Origin of the sequence: Micromonospora sp. NPDC048871 (genome assembly GCF_043198155.1) — a bacterium.
In the GTDB taxonomy this organism is placed as follows: domain Bacteria; phylum Actinomycetota; class Actinomycetes; order Mycobacteriales; family Micromonosporaceae; genus Micromonospora.
Genome location: NZ_JBICUM010000012.1, coordinates 153,860 through 171,130 on the forward strand (window position 1 = coordinate 153,860; position 17,271 = coordinate 171,130).

The 17,271-nt window shown below is 70.3% G+C and carries 13 protein-coding genes, 1 tRNA gene and 1 pseudogene; 5 read left to right on the plus strand and 10 right to left on the minus strand.

From position 1 onward, the window contains the following. Nucleotides 1-74: 74 nt before the first annotated feature. Together ACGFIK_RS23125 and ACGFIK_RS23130 are read right to left on the minus strand one after the other, a co-directional pair. A complete protein-coding gene (locus ACGFIK_RS23125; RefSeq protein ID WP_327024305.1) occupies nucleotides 75-3,335 on the minus strand; it encodes an efflux RND transporter permease subunit in 3,261 nt (1,086 codons plus the stop codon). A gap of 9 nt (nucleotides 3,336-3,344) precedes the next feature. Continuing rightward, complete coding sequence (locus ACGFIK_RS23130; RefSeq protein ID WP_327024304.1) at nucleotides 3,345-5,204, minus strand: ABC transporter ATP-binding protein; 1,860 nt, start codon at nucleotides 5,202-5,204, stop codon at nucleotides 3,345-3,347. Nucleotides 5,205-5,276: 72 nt separating this feature from the next. On the opposite strand from ACGFIK_RS23130, the gene ACGFIK_RS23135 reads away from it, so the two are divergent. Further along, nucleotides 5,277-5,852 (plus strand): TetR/AcrR family transcriptional regulator, encoded by a 576-nt coding sequence (locus ACGFIK_RS23135; RefSeq protein ID WP_327024303.1) that lies wholly within the window; start codon nucleotides 5,277-5,279, stop codon nucleotides 5,850-5,852. A gap of 74 nt (nucleotides 5,853-5,926) precedes the next feature. Here the strand turns inward: ACGFIK_RS23135 and thrC are convergent, their stop codons facing one another. The 4 genes from thrC to argS form a co-directional block, all read right to left on the minus strand. Beyond that, a complete protein-coding gene (gene thrC / locus ACGFIK_RS23140) occupies nucleotides 5,927-6,976 on the minus strand; it encodes a threonine synthase (RefSeq protein ID WP_327024302.1) in 1,050 nt (349 codons plus the stop codon). Between the two features lie 174 nt (nucleotides 6,977-7,150). Continuing rightward, complete coding sequence (locus ACGFIK_RS23145; protein WP_327027448.1) at nucleotides 7,151-8,452, minus strand: homoserine dehydrogenase; 1,302 nt, start codon at nucleotides 8,450-8,452, stop codon at nucleotides 7,151-7,153. A gap of 8 nt (nucleotides 8,453-8,460) precedes the next feature. Further along, entirely contained in the window at nucleotides 8,461-9,846 is a 1,386-nt protein-coding gene (gene lysA, locus ACGFIK_RS23150; RefSeq protein WP_327024301.1) for a diaminopimelate decarboxylase, read from the minus strand. 7 nt (nucleotides 9,847-9,853) lie between these two features. After that, on the minus strand, nucleotides 9,854-11,518 hold the full coding sequence (argS, locus tag ACGFIK_RS23155) for an arginine--tRNA ligase (protein ID WP_327024300.1): 1,665 nt from the start codon (nucleotides 11,516-11,518) through the stop codon (nucleotides 9,854-9,856). A gap of 100 nt (nucleotides 11,519-11,618) precedes the next feature. Between argS and ACGFIK_RS23160 the strand changes: the two genes are divergently transcribed. From ACGFIK_RS23160 to ACGFIK_RS23175, 4 genes are all read left to right on the plus strand, one after another. Then, entirely contained in the window at nucleotides 11,619-12,425 is an 807-nt protein-coding gene (locus ACGFIK_RS23160; RefSeq protein WP_327024299.1) for a DUF3105 domain-containing protein, read from the plus strand. A gap of 1 nt (nucleotide 12,426) precedes the next feature. Further along, nucleotides 12,427-13,083 (plus strand): DUF305 domain-containing protein, encoded by a 657-nt coding sequence (locus ACGFIK_RS23165; protein WP_327024298.1) that lies wholly within the window; start codon nucleotides 12,427-12,429, stop codon nucleotides 13,081-13,083. A gap of 199 nt (nucleotides 13,084-13,282) precedes the next feature. Next, nucleotides 13,283-13,975: a winged helix-turn-helix domain-containing protein gene (locus ACGFIK_RS23170; RefSeq protein WP_327024297.1), complete on the plus strand. Its 693-nt coding sequence runs from the start codon at nucleotides 13,283-13,285 to the stop codon at nucleotides 13,973-13,975. A gap of 126 nt (nucleotides 13,976-14,101) precedes the next feature. Next, a tRNA-Arg gene (locus ACGFIK_RS23175) sits at nucleotides 14,102-14,173 on the plus strand. A gap of 220 nt (nucleotides 14,174-14,393) precedes the next feature. Here ACGFIK_RS23175 and ACGFIK_RS23180 read toward each other — a convergent pair. The 4 genes and pseudogenes from ACGFIK_RS23180 to ACGFIK_RS23195 all read right to left on the minus strand — a co-directional run. Then, entirely contained in the window at nucleotides 14,394-15,422 is a 1,029-nt protein-coding gene (locus tag ACGFIK_RS23180; RefSeq protein ID WP_327024296.1) for a hypothetical protein, read from the minus strand. Nucleotides 15,423-15,462: 40 nt separating this feature from the next. Further along, nucleotides 15,463-16,341 carry a serine/threonine-protein kinase gene (locus ACGFIK_RS23185; protein ID WP_327024295.1) on the minus strand — a complete coding sequence of 293 codons (879 nt, stop codon included), beginning with the start codon at nucleotides 16,339-16,341 and terminating at the stop codon, nucleotides 15,463-15,465. 503 nt (nucleotides 16,342-16,844) lie between these two features. Further along, nucleotides 16,845-17,060, minus strand: a complete 216-nt coding sequence (locus tag ACGFIK_RS23190) for a hypothetical protein (protein WP_327024294.1) — start codon at nucleotides 17,058-17,060, stop codon at nucleotides 16,845-16,847. 126 nt (nucleotides 17,061-17,186) lie between these two features. Further along, nucleotides 17,187-17,271 (minus strand): annotated as a pseudogene (locus ACGFIK_RS23195) (IS5/IS1182 family transposase); the annotation flags it as partial.

The window sequence follows — 17,271 nt, forward strand, 5'->3', positions numbered from 1 at the left end:
CCGGCCTCCGAGTCACGGCACAGCGGACGCCGAGGCCCCCGGCGGTCGGCCGGGGGCCTGAAGCGTCGACGTGGTTACTCCGCCGGGGGGAGGGGTGAGTTGCGGCTCCTGGGCAGCCGGAGCACCTCGAACTGGTCGGTGCCCTCCAGCAGCGCCCCGGAGGGTGCCGCCGGCACCGGCCGGCTCTGCGCCGGCTGCTTGTCGGTGGCCTCGACCTCGGCCGAGGCGGCCTCGCCGGTGGGCTGGGTGGCCTCGGCCTCCGGCTCGGAGGACTCCGAGGAGTCGCCCGAGCGCCGGTGGCGCAGCGACTGCTTGGTGTCCTCCACCATGGCGTACAGGGTGGGCACCAGGACCAGGGTGAGCAGGGTGGAGCTGAGCAGCCCACCGATCACCACGATCGCCAGCGGCCGGGAGATGAAGCCCCCCTCCCCGGTGAGCCCGAAGGCCATCGGGGTCAACGCGAAGATGGTGGCGATCGCGGTCATCAGGATCGGGCGCAGCCGGTGCCGGCCACCCTCGACCACCGCCTCCCGTACCCCCATCCCCTGTGCCCGGTACTGGTTGACCAGGTCCAGCAGCACGATCGCGTTGGTCACCACGATGCCGACGAGCATGAGTACGCCGATCAGCGCCGGCACGCTCAGCGCGGTTCCGGTGGCCAGCAGCAGGGCCACCGCCCCGGTGGCCGCGAACGGGATGGAGACCAGCAGGATCAGCGCCTGCACCACGCTCCGGAAGGTGGCCATCATGATCAGGAACACGATCGCGATCGCGGCCAGCACGGCCAGGCCCAGGTCGGCGAAGGTCTCCTGCTGCTCGGCACTGACCCCGCCCAGGGTCAGGGTGGCCCCCGGCACCTCGATCGCGTCCAGCCGCCGCTGCAACTCGCTGCTGATCGCACCGAGGTCCGAGCCGGTCACCGTACCGGTCACCGAGACGCTGCGCTCACCGTCGATCCGGCTTACCTGCTGGGGTCCTTCGGTCTGGGTGACCTCGGCGATGTCGCCCAGCTTGACCGCCCCGACCGGCAGGGCCTCGAGTTCCTCCACGGTCAGCGGCGGCTTGGCGGACAGCCGCAGCACCAGGTCCCGGCTACCGCCGTCCAGGCTGATCTGACCCACCGGGGTACCCCGGAAGGACTGGGCCACCAGTTGACCGACCGCCGCCTCGGTGAGCCCGGCCCGGCTGGCCGCTACCCGGTCGACGGTCACCTCCACCCGGGGTACCTGCTGGGCGAGGGTGGTCGAGACGTCCTCGACACCGGAGATGCCGGCCAGGGCCACCCGGGCCTGCTCGGCGGCGGTCGCCAGGGTCTGCTGGTCGGCGGCGGTCACGATGACCGCCAGTTCGTTGGCGGAGGCACCACCCTGACCGGCCGGGAAGGTGATCTCACCGGCCGTCGCGCCCAGGGCGGCGAACCGCTCCCGCAGGATGCCGCGCATGGCCTTGGCGTCGGTCTCCCCGTCCAGCCGCAGGGCGTAGCTGGCCACGTTGTTGCCGGCGCTGCCGGTCCACGGGCTGTCCCCGCCACCGGCCGTGACCTGGTACGACTCCACACCCGGGGTCTGCGCCAGCACCGCCTCGACCTGACGTGCCGCCGCGTCGGTGCCGGCCAGCCCGGTGCCCACCGGCAGTTCCTGCCGGATGTTCAGGGTGTCCTGGCCGGAGTCGTCGAGGAAGTTGCTCTCCAGTTGCCGGGCCAGGCCGAAGGTGCCGAAGAGCACGAGCACTCCCACGGCCAACGTGGCCCAGCGGTAGGCCCGCCGTCCGGTGGCGAACCGGATCACCGGCAGGTACGCCCGCTGCAACGGGCTGCGCAGTTCGCGCTGCTCGGCGGCCTGACGCAGGGCCGCACCGTCGGACCCGGTAACCGGCTTGAGGAACCAGTACGCCAGCACCGGGATCACCGTCAGCGACACCAGCAGGGAGGCCAGCAAGGCCACGGTGACGGTGATCGCGAAGGGCGCGAACAACTGCCCGACGAAGCCGCCGACCAGGGCGATCGGGGCGAAGACGGCGACCGTGGTGAGGGTGGAGGCGGTGACCGCCCCGGCCACCTCGCGTACGGCGGTGAGGATCGCCTCCCGCTTCGGCTCGCCGTAGGTCAGATGCCGTTTGATGTTCTCCAGCACCACGATCGAGTCGTCGACCACCCGCCCGACCGCCACCGTCAGCGCGCCGAGGGTCAGCAGGTTTAGCGAGTAGTCGCCGAGCCAGAGGGCCAGCAGGGCGACCACCACCGACAGCGGGATGGAGACCGCGGTGACCACGGTGGACCGTACCGACAGCAGGAACACCAGGATGACCACCACGGCCATGATCAGACCCAGCAGGCCCTCGGTGCTCAGGGTCTTGATCGACTTCTCCACGAACGGCGCCTGGTCCAGCACCACGGTCAGCTCGGCTCCGGTAGCGGTCCGCAGGTCGTCCAGCCGGTCGCCGACCGCGTGCGAGATCTCCACCGCGTTGCCGTCCGGGTCGGCGGTGACCGTGATGCCCAGGCTCTCCCGGCCGTTGGTACGGGTGATCGCGGTGGCCGGGGTCAGCTGCTCCTCCACCGTGGCGATGTCACCCAGCCGTACCGCAGGGGTCTTCTTGACCGGCGGGGCGACGACCACCTCCCGCAGCTCCTCCAGAGTGGTCAGCGGCGCCCCGACCTGCACCGGCAGGCTGCGCTCGCCGTCGCGCACCACCCCGGCCGGTACGGCCACCCCGTTGGCCTTCAGGGCGGTCGTGATCGCGGTCGGCTGCACCTTGGCCTTGGCCAGCTTCGCCGGATCCGGGGTGATCACCACCAGTTCCTCGCGGACCCCGGTCAACTCGACGCCGCGTACCCCCTCGATGGCCGCCAACTCGGGTACCACGACCTCGCGCAGCTTCGCCGCCAGCTCCCGCTCGTCGCCACCGCCGGAGGCGGCCAGCACCACCGCCGGCAGGTCGTCCGTGCTGCCCGCGAAGACCTGCGGCTCGACCCCCTCGGGCAGCCGGGTGCGGTTCAGCGCGGTCTGCATCTTGTTGACCACGTCGTCCAGGTCGGTACCGAACTCGTACTGGACGGTGACCGTGGTCAGACCCTCACGGGAGGTGGAGGTGACCGTGTCCAAGGCGGGGATGCCCCGCAGGCTGTTCTCGATCGGCTCGGTGACCTGGGACTCGACGACCTCGGGCGCGGCGCCGGGGTACGAGGCGACGATGAAGGCGGCGGGAAACTCCAGCGAGGGCAGGAGTTGCTGCTTCAGCGACGGCACGGCGTACGCACCGAACGCCGTGGTCACCACCGCGATGAGGGCTACCAGCCCCCGGTTGGCGAGGCTGAATCTGGCGAGCAGCGACATCGGCGTGACTCACTCCTGGGGGAGACGGTCGTGGGGCACGAGCAGTGTGCCCGACCCGTTCCCTTCGTCAGCTTCCGGGGCGGTCATGACCGGTTCCGCCACGGTGCCGATCCGCAGCGCCGCCACCAGGTCCCGATAGAGCTCGTCGGTACGCAGCAGGGTGGCGTGGTCACCGACGGCTCGGATCCGGCCACCCTCCAGCACGACGATCTGGTCGGCATCGAGCACGGTGGAGAGCCGGTGGGCGATCGTCACCACGGCACCCTGCCGGGCCCGCTGCCGCACGCACCGGCTGACCACCGCCTCGGTCAGGCCGTCGACCTGCGAGGTGGCCTCGTCCAACAGCAGCACATCCGGGGTACGCAGCACCGCCCGAGCCAACGCGATGCGCTGCCGTTCACCCCCGGAGACCGTGGTGGCCGCCAACGGGGTGTCCAATCCGAGTTCCAGGCCGGTCACCTTCTCGTGCAGGTCGACCGCCCGCAGGGCGGCCCACAGTTCGTCGTCGGTGGCGTCGGGATGGGTGAAGCGCAGGTTGTCGCCGATGGTGCCGGGCACCACCGGCGCCTCCTGCTCCACGTAGGCCAGTCGGCCACGGATCTGCGCCGGGGTGTGCTCGACGTACCGGCGGCCGTCCAGCAGCAGTTCACCGTGCTCCGGTTCGAGGAAGCGCAGCAGCAGGGAGAACAGGGTGGTCTTGCCGGCCCCGGAGGGTCCCACCAGGGCGGTGTGGCCGACCCGGGGGATCTCCAGGTCGATGTCCCGTACGGCGGGCGGGGCTCCGGGGGCGTACCGGGCGGTGACCCCGCGCAGGGCCAGCACCGGCCCGGCGGTGGCACCCCCGTTCGCTGATACCTCGGCGGGCGCGGAGCCGGGCTCCGCCGCCAGGGCCTCGATCTCCCGCAACCGGCCGGCCGCCGCGATGCCGGCCTGCATGGCGGTCAGGTTCTGGGTCAGGTCACCGATCGGCCCCATCAGCCCGAAGGCGTAGAGCAGGAAGGCGATGAGGGTGGACACCTCGATCAGCCCGCGTTCGGCCCGCGCGGCCCCGACCCCGAGGATGACGATGACCGCTAGTTGGATGCCGGTCCAGGAGATGGTCCAGACCAGGGCGCTACGCCGGGCGGCGTGCAGGCCGTGCCGGGCGGCCTCGCGGGCGTGGGTGGTGAGGGCCTCGGTCTGACGCTGCTCGGCGCGGCTGGCCTTGACCGTGCGGACCGCCCGCAGGGAGCCTTCCAGGATTCCGCCCAGCCGTCCCACCGACTCCTGGGCGGCCTCCTGGGCTCGGCCGATGGTGGGCAGCAGCAGGCCCATCAGCACCGCGACCACCAGCACCGCGACCATGGTGACGCCCAGCAGCACCAGGTCCAGGGTGCCCATCAGCACCAGGGTCCCGATCAGCGCCAGGGCGCCGTTCGTCAGTCCGACCAGGCTGCCGGATGCCTGGTGCAGCAGCGCCGGGTCGGAGGTGGCCCGGGTGACCAGTTCCCCACTGGGGCGGCGGGTCAGCTGGTCGATCCGGGCGGCCAGGTAGCGGCGGATCACCCCGGTGCGGGCGTCGAGCACCACCGCCTCGGCGATCCGGCCCATCAGGATCCACTGCCACAGCGAGATGACGGCACCGACCACCACGAGCATCAGCAGCACGGTGACCGGTCGGGTCAGGGGCTCACCGGCACCGAGGGTGTCCAGCACCCACTTGGTCACCAGCGGGGCGGCCAGCCCGGCGGCGTTGGCGAACAGGCCGAGCAGCAGCCCGACCAGCATCGCCGGCCAGTGCGGCCGGAGGTAGGCCAGCAGCAGCCCGGTGCGGGCCCGCTGGGTGGGCGGCTGCGGTTCGGTCCGGGTGGGTAAGACGGTCGAAGTCACCCCGCAATGGAACATTACTGTTCCATTGCGGGCAAGCACTATTCCGAATTCGTACGTTGTAGCCTCTTCGACGTGGCGAGCAGGGATGAGAGCGGCAGCCGGGCGCGGACCCGGCAGGCCATCCTGCAAGCCGCGATCGAGGTGCTCAGCCGCAACCAGACCGCCAGCCTGGGTGATATCGCCACCGCCGCCCAGGTCGGCCGGACCACCCTGCACCGGTACTTCGCCGAACGGTCCGACCTGCTGGCCGCCGTGGCCGCCGAAGGTACGGCCCGGCTCAACGAGGCCACCACCCGCGCCCGCCTGGCCGAGGGCAACGGCGCCGAGGCCCTGCTGCGGCTCTGCGCGGAGTACTTCGACCTGGGCGACCTGCTCTCGCTGGCCTTCTCCGAGCCCGCGCTGGTCGGCGACCCCGCCTGGAGCACCGAGGTCTGCGACGACGACTTCCACGCCATGGTCGCCCGAGGCCACGCCGACGGCAGTATCGACCCGGCCCTACCCGCTACGTGGTTGCAGTCGGTCCTCTGGTCCCAGCTCTACGCCGGCTGGAGCTACCTCACCGAACACCAGGTCTCCCGCCACGAAGCCCTGGCCCTGGTCCTCCGCACCCTGACCGGCGCAGTCAAACCCCCACCCCACCCCGCTTGAGTTGATCAAGAGTTTGCGTCGGAAATGGCGCTCGCCAAGACGCAAACTTCTTGATCAACACGGAAGTCCGGGGGTCAGGCCAGGTCCAGGGAGCGGGCGGCGGCCAGGGGGTCGTTGGCGATGGTGACCGGGGAGGGGGCGGTGGAGATGGCCCATTCCGGGTCCTTCAGGCCGTGGCCGGTGACCGTGCAGACCACGGTGGAACCGGCCGGCACCCGACCGGCGGCGGCCTGCTGGAGCAGACCCGCCACGCTGGCCGCGCTGCCCAACTCGACGAAGACCCCGACCTCCCGGGCCAGCAGCCGGTACGCGGCGAGGATGTCCCGGTCGGTGACCGCGTCGATCAGACCCCCGGAGGCGTCCCGGGCGTCCAGGGCCTTGGTCCAGCTCGCCGGGTTGCCGATCCGGATGGCGGTGGCGATGGTCGAGGGCTCCGGCACCACCTGGCCGGTGACGATCGGCGCGGCACCGGCGGCCTGGAAGCCGTACATCCGGGGGGTGCGGGTGGCGTTGCCGGCCGCCAGGTCCTCGGTGTAGCCCATCCAGTACGCGGAGATGTTGCCGGCGTTGCCGACCGGCAGGCAGTGGATGTCCGGGGCGTCACCGAGGGCCTCGACGATCTCGAAGGCCGCCGTCTTCTGGCCGTGCAGCCGGTCGATGTTCACCGAGTTGACCAGCGCCACCGGGTAGTCCTGGGCGAGCTTGGCGGCCAGCGCCAGGCAGTCGTCGAAGTTGCCGTTGACCTGGAGCAGCTTGGCCCCGTGCACCAGCGCCTGGGCCAGCTTGCCCAACGCGATCTTGCCCTGGGGCACCAGCACCGCGCAGGTCACCCCGGCACGGGCCGCGTACGCGGCGGCGGAGGCGCTGGTGTTGCCGGTGGAGGCGCAGATGATCGCCTTGTTGCCGGCCTCGACCGCCTTGGAGACCGCCATCGTCATGCCCCGGTCCTTGAAGGAGCCGGTGGGGTTGGCCCCCTCCACCTTGAGGTAGACGTCACAGCCGAGCCGGGCGGAGAGCACCGGGGCGGGCAGCAGCGGGGTGTTCCCCTCGTGCAGGGTGACGACCGGCGTGGCGTCGGTGACCGGCAGTCGGTCCCGGTAGGCGTCGATCAGGCCCCGCCACATGTCGTTCTCCTCAGTCTCAGCTCTGCACCGTCGGCAATTACCAGCCTCGCGCGGCCGCGCCGCGCGGAGGCCGGCGCACCCCGCGCCAACCACCTGGCGGGACGGCCCCACCAGTCAACCAGCCGGCCCGACCGCCCTGGCAGCGGCCGTCCCCACCCGCGTTGGTCGAGGACCTCAGAGACCGCCCTCGACCCGCAGCACGCTGGCCACCGACCGGACGATCTCCAGCCCACGCAGCTCGTCGACCGTGGCCGCCAGCGCCGCGTCCGGGGCCACATGGGTCACGATCACCAGTACGGCGTCGTCGTTGTCGCCACCTGAGGGGCCCTGCCGGACGGTGGCGATGGAGACGTGGTGCCGGGCGAACACTCCGGCCACCGCCTCCAGCACACCCGGACGGTCGGCGACGTCCAGGCTGATGTGGTAGCGGGTCAGGGCCTCCCCCATCGGCCGGACCGGCAGGTCGGCGTAGGCGGACTCACTGGCCGAGCGGACCCCGGCGAGCCGGTTGCGGGCCACCGCCACCACGTCACCGAGAACGGCGCTGGCGGTCGGCGCCCCACCGGCACCCCGCCCGTAGAACATCAGCTGACCGGCCGCGTCGGCCTCCACGAAGACCGCGTTGAAGGCGTCGCCGACGCTGGCCAGGGGGTGGGTCAGCGGGATCATCGCCGGGTGCACCCGGACGTTCACCGACTCCCGGCCCTGGGCGTCCGTGCCCCGGGCCGCGATGCAGAGCAGCTTGATGGTGCAGCCCATCGCCTTGGCGCTGGCCACGTCGGCGGAGGTCACCTCGGTGATGCCCTCCCGGTGCACGTCGGCCGCGCCGACCCGGGTGTGGAAGGCCAGGGAGGCGAGGATGGCGGCCTTGGCCGCGGCGTCGAAGCCCTCCACGTCGGCGGTCGGGTCCGCCTCGGCGTACCCCAGCTCGGTCGCCTCCTCCAGGGCCTCGGCGAAGCCGGCGCCGGTGGCGTGCATGGCGGAGAGGATGAAGTTGGTGGTGCCGTTGACGATGCCGGTGACCTGGGTGATCCGGTCCCCGTGCAGCGACTCGCGCAGCGGGCGCAGCAGCGGGATCGCTCCGGCCACGGAGGCCTCGTAGTAGAGGTCGCCACCGCCCTCGAGAGCCGCGTCGTGCAGGGCGCCGCCGTCCTCGGCGAGCAGGGCCTTGTTGGCGGTGACCACGCTCTTGCCGCCCCGCAGCGCCTCCACCAGCCAGCTGCGCGCCGGTTCGATGCCGCCGACCACCTCGACCACCACGTCGACGTCGTCGCGCTTGATCAGGCCGAGGGCGTCCGTGGTGAACAGCGCCGGGTCCACCGGCAGGTCACCACGGTCACGACCGATCCGGCGTACGGCGATGCCGGCGATCTCCAGCGGGGCACCGATCCGGGCGGCGAGGTCAGCGGACTGCTCGTGCAGCAGCCGGACCACCTCGGCACCGACGGTGCCACAGCCGAGCAGGGCCAGGCGCACAGGTTGTTTCATCCCACATCCAAGGCGAGCAGGTCAGCTTCGGTCTCCCGCCGGACGATCAGCCGGGCCTGGCCATCCCGTACCGAGACCACCGGGGGTCGGGGCACGTGGTTGTAGTTGCTGGCCATGCTGCGGCAGTAGGCACCTGTGCCAGGCACCGCGACAAGATCTCCGGGCTGCACGTCCGCGGGCAGGAATTCATCCTTCACCACGATATCCCCGGACTCACAATGCTTTCCCACCACGCGGGCGAGCATGGGCTCGGCGGTGCTGGACCGGCTGGCCAGGGTGGCCGAGTACGAGGCGTCGTAGAGGGCGGTGCGGATGTTGTCGCTCATCCCCCCGTCGACACTGACGTAGGTCCGGATGCCATCGACGTCCTTGACCGTACCGACCTCGTAGAGGGTGAACACGGCCGGGCCGACGATCGCCCGGCCCGGCTCGATGGACAGGTGCGGCACGGCCAACTGTTCCGCCGCGCACTCCGAGTCGACGATCTTGCGCAGCCGCTTGGCCAGGTCGTGCGGGGCGGCCGGGTCGTCCTGGCTGGTGTACGCGATGCCGAAACCGCCACCGAGATCCAGCTCGGGCAGCTGCACCCCCCGGGCGTCGCGGATCTGCGCCTGAAGGGCCAGCACCCGACGGGCGGAGACCTCGAACCCGCTGGTGTCGAAGATCTGGGAACCGATGTGCGAGTGCAGCCCGCGCAGCTCCAGCACGCCCTCGTCGAGGATGCGCAGGGCGGCGGCGATGGCCGCCCCACCGGCCAGGGAGAAGCCGAACTTCTGGTCCTCGTGGGCGGTGGCGATGAACTCGTGGGTGTGTGCCTCGACACCGACGGTCACCCGGATCAGCACCCGGGGGCGGATCTCCCGCTCCCGGGCCAGCGCGGTCAGCCGGTCGATCTCGGCGAAGGAGTCGACGATGATCCGGCCCACCCCGGCGTCCAGCGCCCGCCGCAGCTCCGCCTCGGACTTGTTGTTGCCGTGGAAGCCGATCCGCTCCGGGGGCATTCCGGCGGCCAGCGCCACGGCCAGTTCACCGCCGCTGCACACGTCGAGGAAGAGCCCCTCCTCGGCGATCATCCGGACCACCGCCCGGCAGAGGAAGGCCTTGCCGGCGTAGTAGACGTCCTCGGTCGGGAAGGCCGCCCGGAAGTCCCGGCAGCGCGAGCGCAGGTCGTCCTCGTCGAGCACGTAGACCGGGGTGCCGAACTCGGCCGCGAGGTCGCGTACCCGCAGGCCCGCGACGACCAGGTCGCCGTCGGCGCCGCGCGCGGTGTTGCGCGGCCACAGTTGCGGCATCAGGGCGTTGACGTCGGCCGGGGTACGCAGCCAGGCCGGCCCCCGGTTGCCGATGTCGCCGTGCAGGGCACCGGCCTCATGAGCACGCATTCGAGAACTACATCCTCTCCGGAGCCGAGACGCCGAGCAGGCGCAGGCCGTTGGCGATGACCACCCGGGTGGCGTCGTTGAGCCAGAGCCGGGCCCGGTGCAGGTCGGTGACCTCCTCGTCACCACGCGGCAGGATCCGGCAGTTGTCGTAGAACCGGTGGTACGCCCCGGCCAGGTCCTCCAGGTAGCGGGCCACCCGGTGCGGCTCGCGCAGCTCGGCGGCGGCGGCGACCACGGTGGGGAACTCGGCGAGCGCCTTGAGCAGCTCGTTCTCCTTGTCGTGGTCGAGCAGCTCGGGGCGGAAGGCGTCCGCCTCGCCCCGGGTCAGCCCGACCTCGGCGGCGTTGCGCCCGACGCTGGCCGTCCGGGCGGCCACGTACTGCACGTAGTAGACCGGGTTGTCGCGGGTGGCCCGGGTCCACAGCTCGATGTCGATGTCGATCGGGGAGTCGCTGGAGTAGCGGGCCAGGGCGTACCGGGAAGCGTCCACCCCGATCGCCTCGACCAGGTCCTCCAGGGTGATCACCGTGCCGGCGCGCTTGCTCATCCGTACCGGTGCCCCCTCGCGGACCAGGTTGACCAGCTGGCCGATGAGGATCTCCAGGTTCTGGGCCGGGTCGTCACCGAAGCAGGCCGCCATCGCCTTCATCCGGCCGATGTAGCCGTGGTGGTCCGCCCCCAGCATGATCACGACCCGGTCGAAGCCGCGCTCCCGCTTGTCCAGGTAGTAGGCGCAGTCCGCGGCGAAGTAGGTCCACTCGCCGTTGGACTTGCGCAGCACCCGGTCCTTGTCGTCACCGAAGTCGGTGGTCCGCAGCCAGGTGGCGCCGTCGGCCTCGAAGATGTGCCCCTGCTCACGCAGCCGGGTCAGGGCGTGCTCCAACTCACCCCGGTCGTGCAGGTCCTTCTCGTTGAAGTAGGTGTCGAACTCCACCCCGAAGTCCCGCAGCGAGGACTTGATCTCGGTGAACATCAGCTCGACGCCCTCGACCCGGAAGACCTCCTGGGCGGCGGCCTCGTCGAGCGACAGCACCTCCGGCCGTCGGGCGGTCACCTCATCGGCGATCTCGGCGATGTACGCCCCGCCGTAGCCGTCCTCCGGAGCCGGCTCCCCCTTGGCGGCGGCGAGCAGGGAACGGGCGAACCGGTCGATCTGGGCACCGGCGTCGTTGAAGTAGTACTCCGTGCCGACCTGCGCGCCGGTGGCCCGCAGCAGCCGGCTCAACGCGTCGCCGACCGCTGCCCACCGGACCCCGCCGATGTGCACCGGGCCGGTCGGGTTGGCCGAGACGAACTCAAGGTTGATCTTCAGACCGGCCAGGGTGTCGCCCCGGCCGTACTCCTGGCCCGCCGTGACGATCGTGCGGGCCAGCTGGCCGGCGGCGGCGGCGTCCAGCCGGATGTTCAGGAAGCCCGGACCGGCGATCTCCACCGACTTGATCCCCGGTGTGCTGGCCAGTTGGGCGGCCAGTCCGGCGGCCAGATCCCGGGGTGGCACCCCCACCTTCTTGCTCAACTGCAACGCCAGTGTCGAGGCGTAGTCGCCGTGCTCGGGGTTACGCGGTCGCTCGACCGTCGTCTGCTCCGGCAGCGCCGCACGGTCCAGCCCTCGGTCGGCAAAGAGGGCGTGAGCGGCGGCTAGGACAGCTTCGGCGAGTTCTGCGGGAGTCACCGAACCATGTTATCGGGGGTAGACTCGGCCTCCGCGGCGGCGACCCGGCATCGGGGGCCGGGCCGCCAAATCCCCTGACCGACCGACCTGACGAGGACCGATGAGCATCAGCACCCCGGGCGGCCCGCAGCGGCGCCCGACCGTGGTCAGCACCGGCAAGAAGCCGGCGGCGGGCCGGCCGGCCGCCGACACCAAGGCCGCCTCCACCAAGCCGGCGACACCCAAACGTGCTGGTGGGGGCGGTAAGGGACCACGCAAGCCAATCACCCCGGTCAAGGTCAGCCAGGGCCGGCCCTGGGGCCCGATCGCCCTCTTCGTCGCCGTCGGCGTGCTCGCCACGTCGATCATCGGGTACGGCGCCTGGGCGGCCATCCGGGGCGCCCAGACCTGGGAGGAGAAGGCGGCCCAGATCGAGGGCATCGTCAACTTCCGCGAGACCGACCCGGAGGCCATCTCCAACTCGGAGCACCGCTCCGGCAAGCAGGAGTACGCGCAGAGCCCGCCGGTCGGCGGCCCGCACAACAACACCTGGCAGCGCTGCCTCGGTGACGTCTACGACGCGCCGATCGCCGCCGAGCACGCCCTGCACAGCATGGAGCACGGCGCGGTCTGGCTCACCTACCGCCCCGACCTGCCCGCCGCCGACGTGGAGAAGCTGGCCGAGGTGATCCGTGGCAACGACTTCATGATGATGAGCCCGTACGAGGGCCTCGACAAGCCGGTCTCGATCCAGGCGTGGGGCTACCAGCTCAAGGTCGACAGCGCCGACGACCCGCGGATCAAGGAGTTCGCCACCACCCTGGCGCAGAACGCCACCGTGGAGCCGGGCGCCACCTGCTCCGCCGGCAACTACACCACCGGCACCGGCACGGAGCCGCGTGACATGCAGCCGTCGATGGGCGGCTGACATGCCCAGCGCGGTGCAGGAGACGGCGGTCGAGGAGCGGGCCGCCTCGGCGCAGCCACGGCCGGGGTCCCCGATGCTGCGCTACCTGACCCTGGCCATGACGGCGTTGCTGCTGCTCGGGGCCGGCTGGACGGCCGCGACCCTCTACGCCGGGCGCACGCCGGGTGAGACGTCGGCCGAGGCCGGGTTCGCGCGGGACATGTCCCGTCACCACGCCCAGGCGGTGGAGATGGCCATGATCGCGTACGCCAAGGGCCAGGATCCGGCGGTCCGGCAGATCGGGTACGACATCGCCCTGACCCAGCAGGCCCAGATCGGGCATATGCAGCGCTGGTTGCAGGAGTGGGATCTGCTGCCGACCGGCTCCCGGCCGTCGATGGAGTGGATGTCCGACGGGGTCACGGTGGACGCCAACGGCCTGATGCCCGGCATGGCCACCCGCGAGGAGATCGCCAGCCTGCACGAGGCCCAGGGCCCCGAGGTCGACCGACTCTTCCTCGACCTGATGATCAAGCATCACATCGGCGGGGTGCACATGGCCGACGGAGTCCTTGAGGCCACCGACCGCCCCGAGGTGGTCCGGATGGCCCAGTCGATGAAGCAGGGGCAGCAGAAGGAGATCAACGAGCTGCGCAAGCTCCAGCAGGGCGTCGGCTGAGGCCGGCACCCACGGCGTGACCGGTGCCGCCCCGCTCGGATGAGCGGGGCGGCACCGTTTTGTCTGCACCCCCGGGATTGCTACCCCATGACGAACAACCCAGAAAGCCCGGGATCAGAGTTTCCGTCACGACTTGAGGCATACGACCGATTTTCCCTCTAGGGGTTACTTAGAGAGAAGTGCACTCGTTGTCCAGGACGTGGGGGTTGCACTCAGAGACGCACGGCGTTCCGTCACCAGCTGGTGCCGGCGCCACACCATCGGCGGTGACGGGACGGTGGCAGCCGTCCGTCGCGGACAGCGGCAGGGCGAGCCGGGAACGCTCAGCCGCGAGCAGGAGTTGGAACTGATCGACACCCTCCGGGGGGTCCACCCCGACCAGTTCGGCCTGGACGAGGAGCTCTGGACCCGACAGAGCCTGCAAGCGCTGATCCAGCAGCACTTCGGGCTCTCCCTGGAGACCGGGGCGGTCGGGGCGTACCTGCGGGCCTGGGGGTTGGGTCCCCGCGAGCCCCGCGAGCGGGCCTGCGGCCTCTGCGTCGGTGCGGTCGAGCGCTGGGTACGCAGCGAGTACCCGGCCATCACCCGGGCCGCCCAGGAGCACCTAGCCGAGGTCTACTGGCTCGGCCGGGTGCGCCTGCGCGGCACCATGCCGGCCGCCGACGTGATCTCCGCGGTCTCCTCCCGGGGTCGGGTCCGCTTCATGATCACCACACCCTCGCTGGACCCCACGCTGCCCCGGGACTTCGTCCTGCGGCTCAGCGGTGCCGAGCAGCGCACGGTGCACCTGATCGTGGACGGCTCCTGGGCCCGCAACGAGTGGCCCCGCCGACTGCCCCGACGCATCGTGCCGCACCCGCTGCCGAGCTGCGGCCGGGCCGTGGCCGCCTGAGCCCGCCCACCAGGGACGACCAGGGCTGGAGCGGTCCGGGCCCCGGTCGCAAGGGTGATCACGACCGGCCGGGAGTACCGATTCGGCGATCCCAGGAGGAGTTTGCTAGTCTTCTCCAGTCGCTGAGCCCCCGTAGCTCAGGGGATAGAGCACCGCCCTCCGGAGGCGGGGGCGCAGGTTCGAATCCTGCCGGGGGCACGTCACAGAACTGCAAATGCGAAGCGCGACCGGTCGACCACTAACTGTGGAAGCAAGTTTCGCCTCAGAGTAAACGATCGAGGATGCCCCGGCCCAGCGGCCGGGGCATCCTCGCGTTGCCTCATCATCGCGGACGCCGAACGCGCCTGGATCACGGCATGAGAGTCCACCTCAGGTGAGCCGCTCGACCCGCGCCGAGCGGCCGCCGGCTCCTGTGGATCTACAGAGCCGGACGTGCGGGGGCTACAGGGAGAAGGCCCAGAGACCTCAATATGCGTCCGGTATCGGCCCCATCAATGATCATATAGAAACGGGGGTGCCGGGCGTCGTGGGCGTAGGCATCCATCATGCCAACCACGCTGGGCTTGATCTGATGACAGTGCTGCAGAACGAGTAGCTCCGCGGGCTCGGTGAACAGCCGGTCGATCTGGTCACCGTTCTTGCCCAGAGCCTTGATGTCCATCGCGCGAGGGAAGCCGGGTCCCTTGAACAGCCAAGCGGCCGACAGCTGGCGCCCACGGGCGAACACTCGTGAGGTATAGAGGTCGGAGCGTTCGCCACCCCAGTCCTTCGGAACATACGGCTCGCCGAGCAGCTCGGCAAAGGCGCGCTTCACCGTGTCCTCCGGCACACGCAGCACCGCTTCACCCTCGGCCTCGGCGAAGGGAGATGCGAAGTCGATGCCGCTGAACTGGCCGATATCGCTGGGGTAGACCCGCGCTCTCGACGCTGAAGCTCCGGCGGGAAGGTCGTCATCGACGAACGACCTGATTCCGATGAAGACCGGCCTGAGCTCGACTTGCTCCGCGCTGAGATTGGTGACCGTCCCGATCAGGTAAACCCGCCTGTTCCCGGCGAGGCTCCCGGACGCGGAGGAACTGGCGATTCGTGCCGCGTTGAATGTTCCGGTGACACGCATAGGCTCGCCCGCGTCGAGCACCGCCGTGAAGCTGGCTGGCTTGAAGCCTGGGGCGTCGCGATCCCGGTCTCGCTGGAACTCAAACTGCAGCTCGGTACCGACGACTTGCCCCGCAGGTAGGTCCCGCTCCAGAACGCGCCTGGCCAGTTCGCCGATTCCCAGGGAGGAGAGCGCCTGGGCGAGTTCTGCGGCGAGCACGTAGGGCAGTGCGGCTTCGGGATCGCTCCTGCGGGCCGCCCGCGCCCGTGCGGATTCCGTCCGGTGCTCTCCGAGTAGGGACTGAGCCTGGTCCTGGTGCAGGAAGTACGGCTCGAGCGCAATGCGCGTCATCGACAAGACGATCCTTTCGGTCGGGACGGCGAGGGAGCGGTCACGGGATGTCCTTGAGCAGGCGGAGGAATTCGTCCACGTCTTGTGGCCTGTCGGTTGGCTTGTGGCGGGTTGCTTCCACTACTACAGCTACCCACGGTCCGCTGCGAGGCATCAGTGGGAGATTCTGCTCCGGTCGCTCCCCGGTCAGGATGGCTGCGATGAGCCGCCCGATGCTGTAGATGTCGGCGGCGACCGTCACTTTGTGGGGGTTTCCTGACGACAGCTCCGGCGCGGCGAATCCCTCGGAGCCGAAGCCGGTGCCAGTCCGAGTTTGGCGCGGAATGCTGGTTTCCCCTCGGGGCTGCCGGCCTAGTCCCCAGTCTGCTACGACCCATTCGCCGTCGAGGAGCAGGACGTTGGCTGGCTTTATATCGCGGTGGATTCTGTCGTCGGTGTGTGGGCGGCGCAGCCCTTCGCAGACAGCTGTGACGAGGTCCCGGAGGGCTCCTCTTTCACGCCTAAGACGTTCCGCATGGCTGGCTGCGCTGCCGTTCGCGAGCGGCATGACGAACCACCGCCCGTCTGGGTCGGAATCCAAGACCGGCATGACGTTTGGGTGCTCTCCGTAGAGGTGCCCGAAGGAGATCTCGCGGAGCATGCGGCGTAGGGCGTCCTCATCGGCGTAGCGGAGTTGCTTCAGCGCAATGGAGGTGCGGGTGTATTTGTGCATGCCGCTGTAGACCGCGCCCTGGCCTCCTTCAGCGAGCGGCTCTTGATCCCTGTCGTAGTCTGACTTCGTTCCGCGCTTGAGCCAGCGCACAGCGGCCCACGGGGCGGCCGCCCTATTGGTGTCGGTGATGGTGTCGGAGGCGAGGAGTGCGCGGGCGGCCTCGATGACGTGGTCACGGTATGGCCCGCCCCTTTGTGCCCTGAGCATGGCTACAAGTGGCCCGGTGGCTGGACGGTGAATGAGCTCGGCAGCGATGCGGCGTGCTTCTTCGTCCTGAGCGGCCCGGCGGGCAGCGCGCTGGCGGTTTTGCTCTTGCCGGGCGGCGTGCAGGTCAGGATGAGGAGACCAGCCACGGGGTGGATGGCAGACCCTGCCTGATCGGTAGTCGTGTTCAAGGCCAACGCATCCCGCTCGGGCCAGGGCCAGTGCCACGTCATCGGCACGATCACCGAGTTTGGTCGTGATGGTGCTCCATCGACGAGGCGCGCTGGTGGCCCAGGACCAGTCGGCGTCGTTGACGACTCCGTCCGGCCGCTGTGGTGGAGTGGGTGGGTGCGCGCGTAGGTGTACTCGCCGTACTTTGGGACGGCCGGCGCGGTCATGGTCGAAGGTGCCGTCGGCGTTTGTGGGCTGCGCATAGGCGCGAAGTCCCTCGGGCACGCCGGGGTGGCCGGACATGGGGAATTCCCCTGTTTGGTGCGACGGTTCGGTCACGCCGCATCGTCATCCAAATCGTCCTCATCGGACTCTTCGTTGGCGATGTCGGCGGCGGGGCGGTAGGAGGTCAACCACTCCTGGAGCAGTTCGACGCGGGCACGGTTAGCGTCGTCTCCGACGATGACAGGTGCTTCGTTGTAGGCCATGCTGTCGGAGCGGCGACGGAGTTTGATATAGAGCCCAGATGCCTCGATGGCGTAACGCTCCATGTCATCCTGTAGCGCACCAACCACGGTAATGTTGCGGTCCTTCCCGATTTGCTCGAACAGCGCGACCGCCTCACGGCGATGTTGCTTGCCGAGGTTACGGCCGAGTTCATCGAGAATGAGCCTTTTTCATCCTGCGTAGCGGTCGGTCTCGACGTGGTGCAGGACGAGGATGGCCTGCACGATCGGGGTCGCTCGGCGTGGGCAGCAGCGC

Bases quoted from the DNA above. Each gene is read 5' to 3' on its own strand.
- thrC (WP_327024302.1), bottom strand. From the start codon at position 6,976: ATGTGGCGGGGCCTGATCGACGCCTACCGGGACCGACTGCCGGTCACC.
- ACGFIK_RS23180 (WP_327024296.1), bottom strand. From the start codon at position 15,422: ATGACGCGCATTGCGCTCGAGCCGTACTTCCTGCACCAGGACCAGGCT.
- ACGFIK_RS23185 (WP_327024295.1), bottom strand. From the start codon at position 16,341: ATGCTCAGGGCACAAAGGGGCGGGCCATACCGTGACCACGTCATCGAG.
- ACGFIK_RS23165 (WP_327024298.1), top strand. From the start codon at position 12,427: ATGCCCAGCGCGGTGCAGGAGACGGCGGTCGAGGAGCGGGCCGCCTCG.
- ACGFIK_RS23190 (WP_327024294.1), bottom strand. From the start codon at position 17,060: ATGGAGCGTTACGCCATCGAGGCATCTGGGCTCTATATCAAACTCCGT.
- lysA (WP_327024301.1), bottom strand. From the start codon at position 9,846: ATGCGTGCTCATGAGGCCGGTGCCCTGCACGGCGACATCGGCAACCGG.
- ACGFIK_RS23125 (WP_327024305.1), bottom strand. From the start codon at position 3,335: ATGTCGCTGCTCGCCAGATTCAGCCTCGCCAACCGGGGGCTGGTAGCC.
- ACGFIK_RS23160 (WP_327024299.1), top strand. From the start codon at position 11,619: ATGAGCATCAGCACCCCGGGCGGCCCGCAGCGGCGCCCGACCGTGGTC.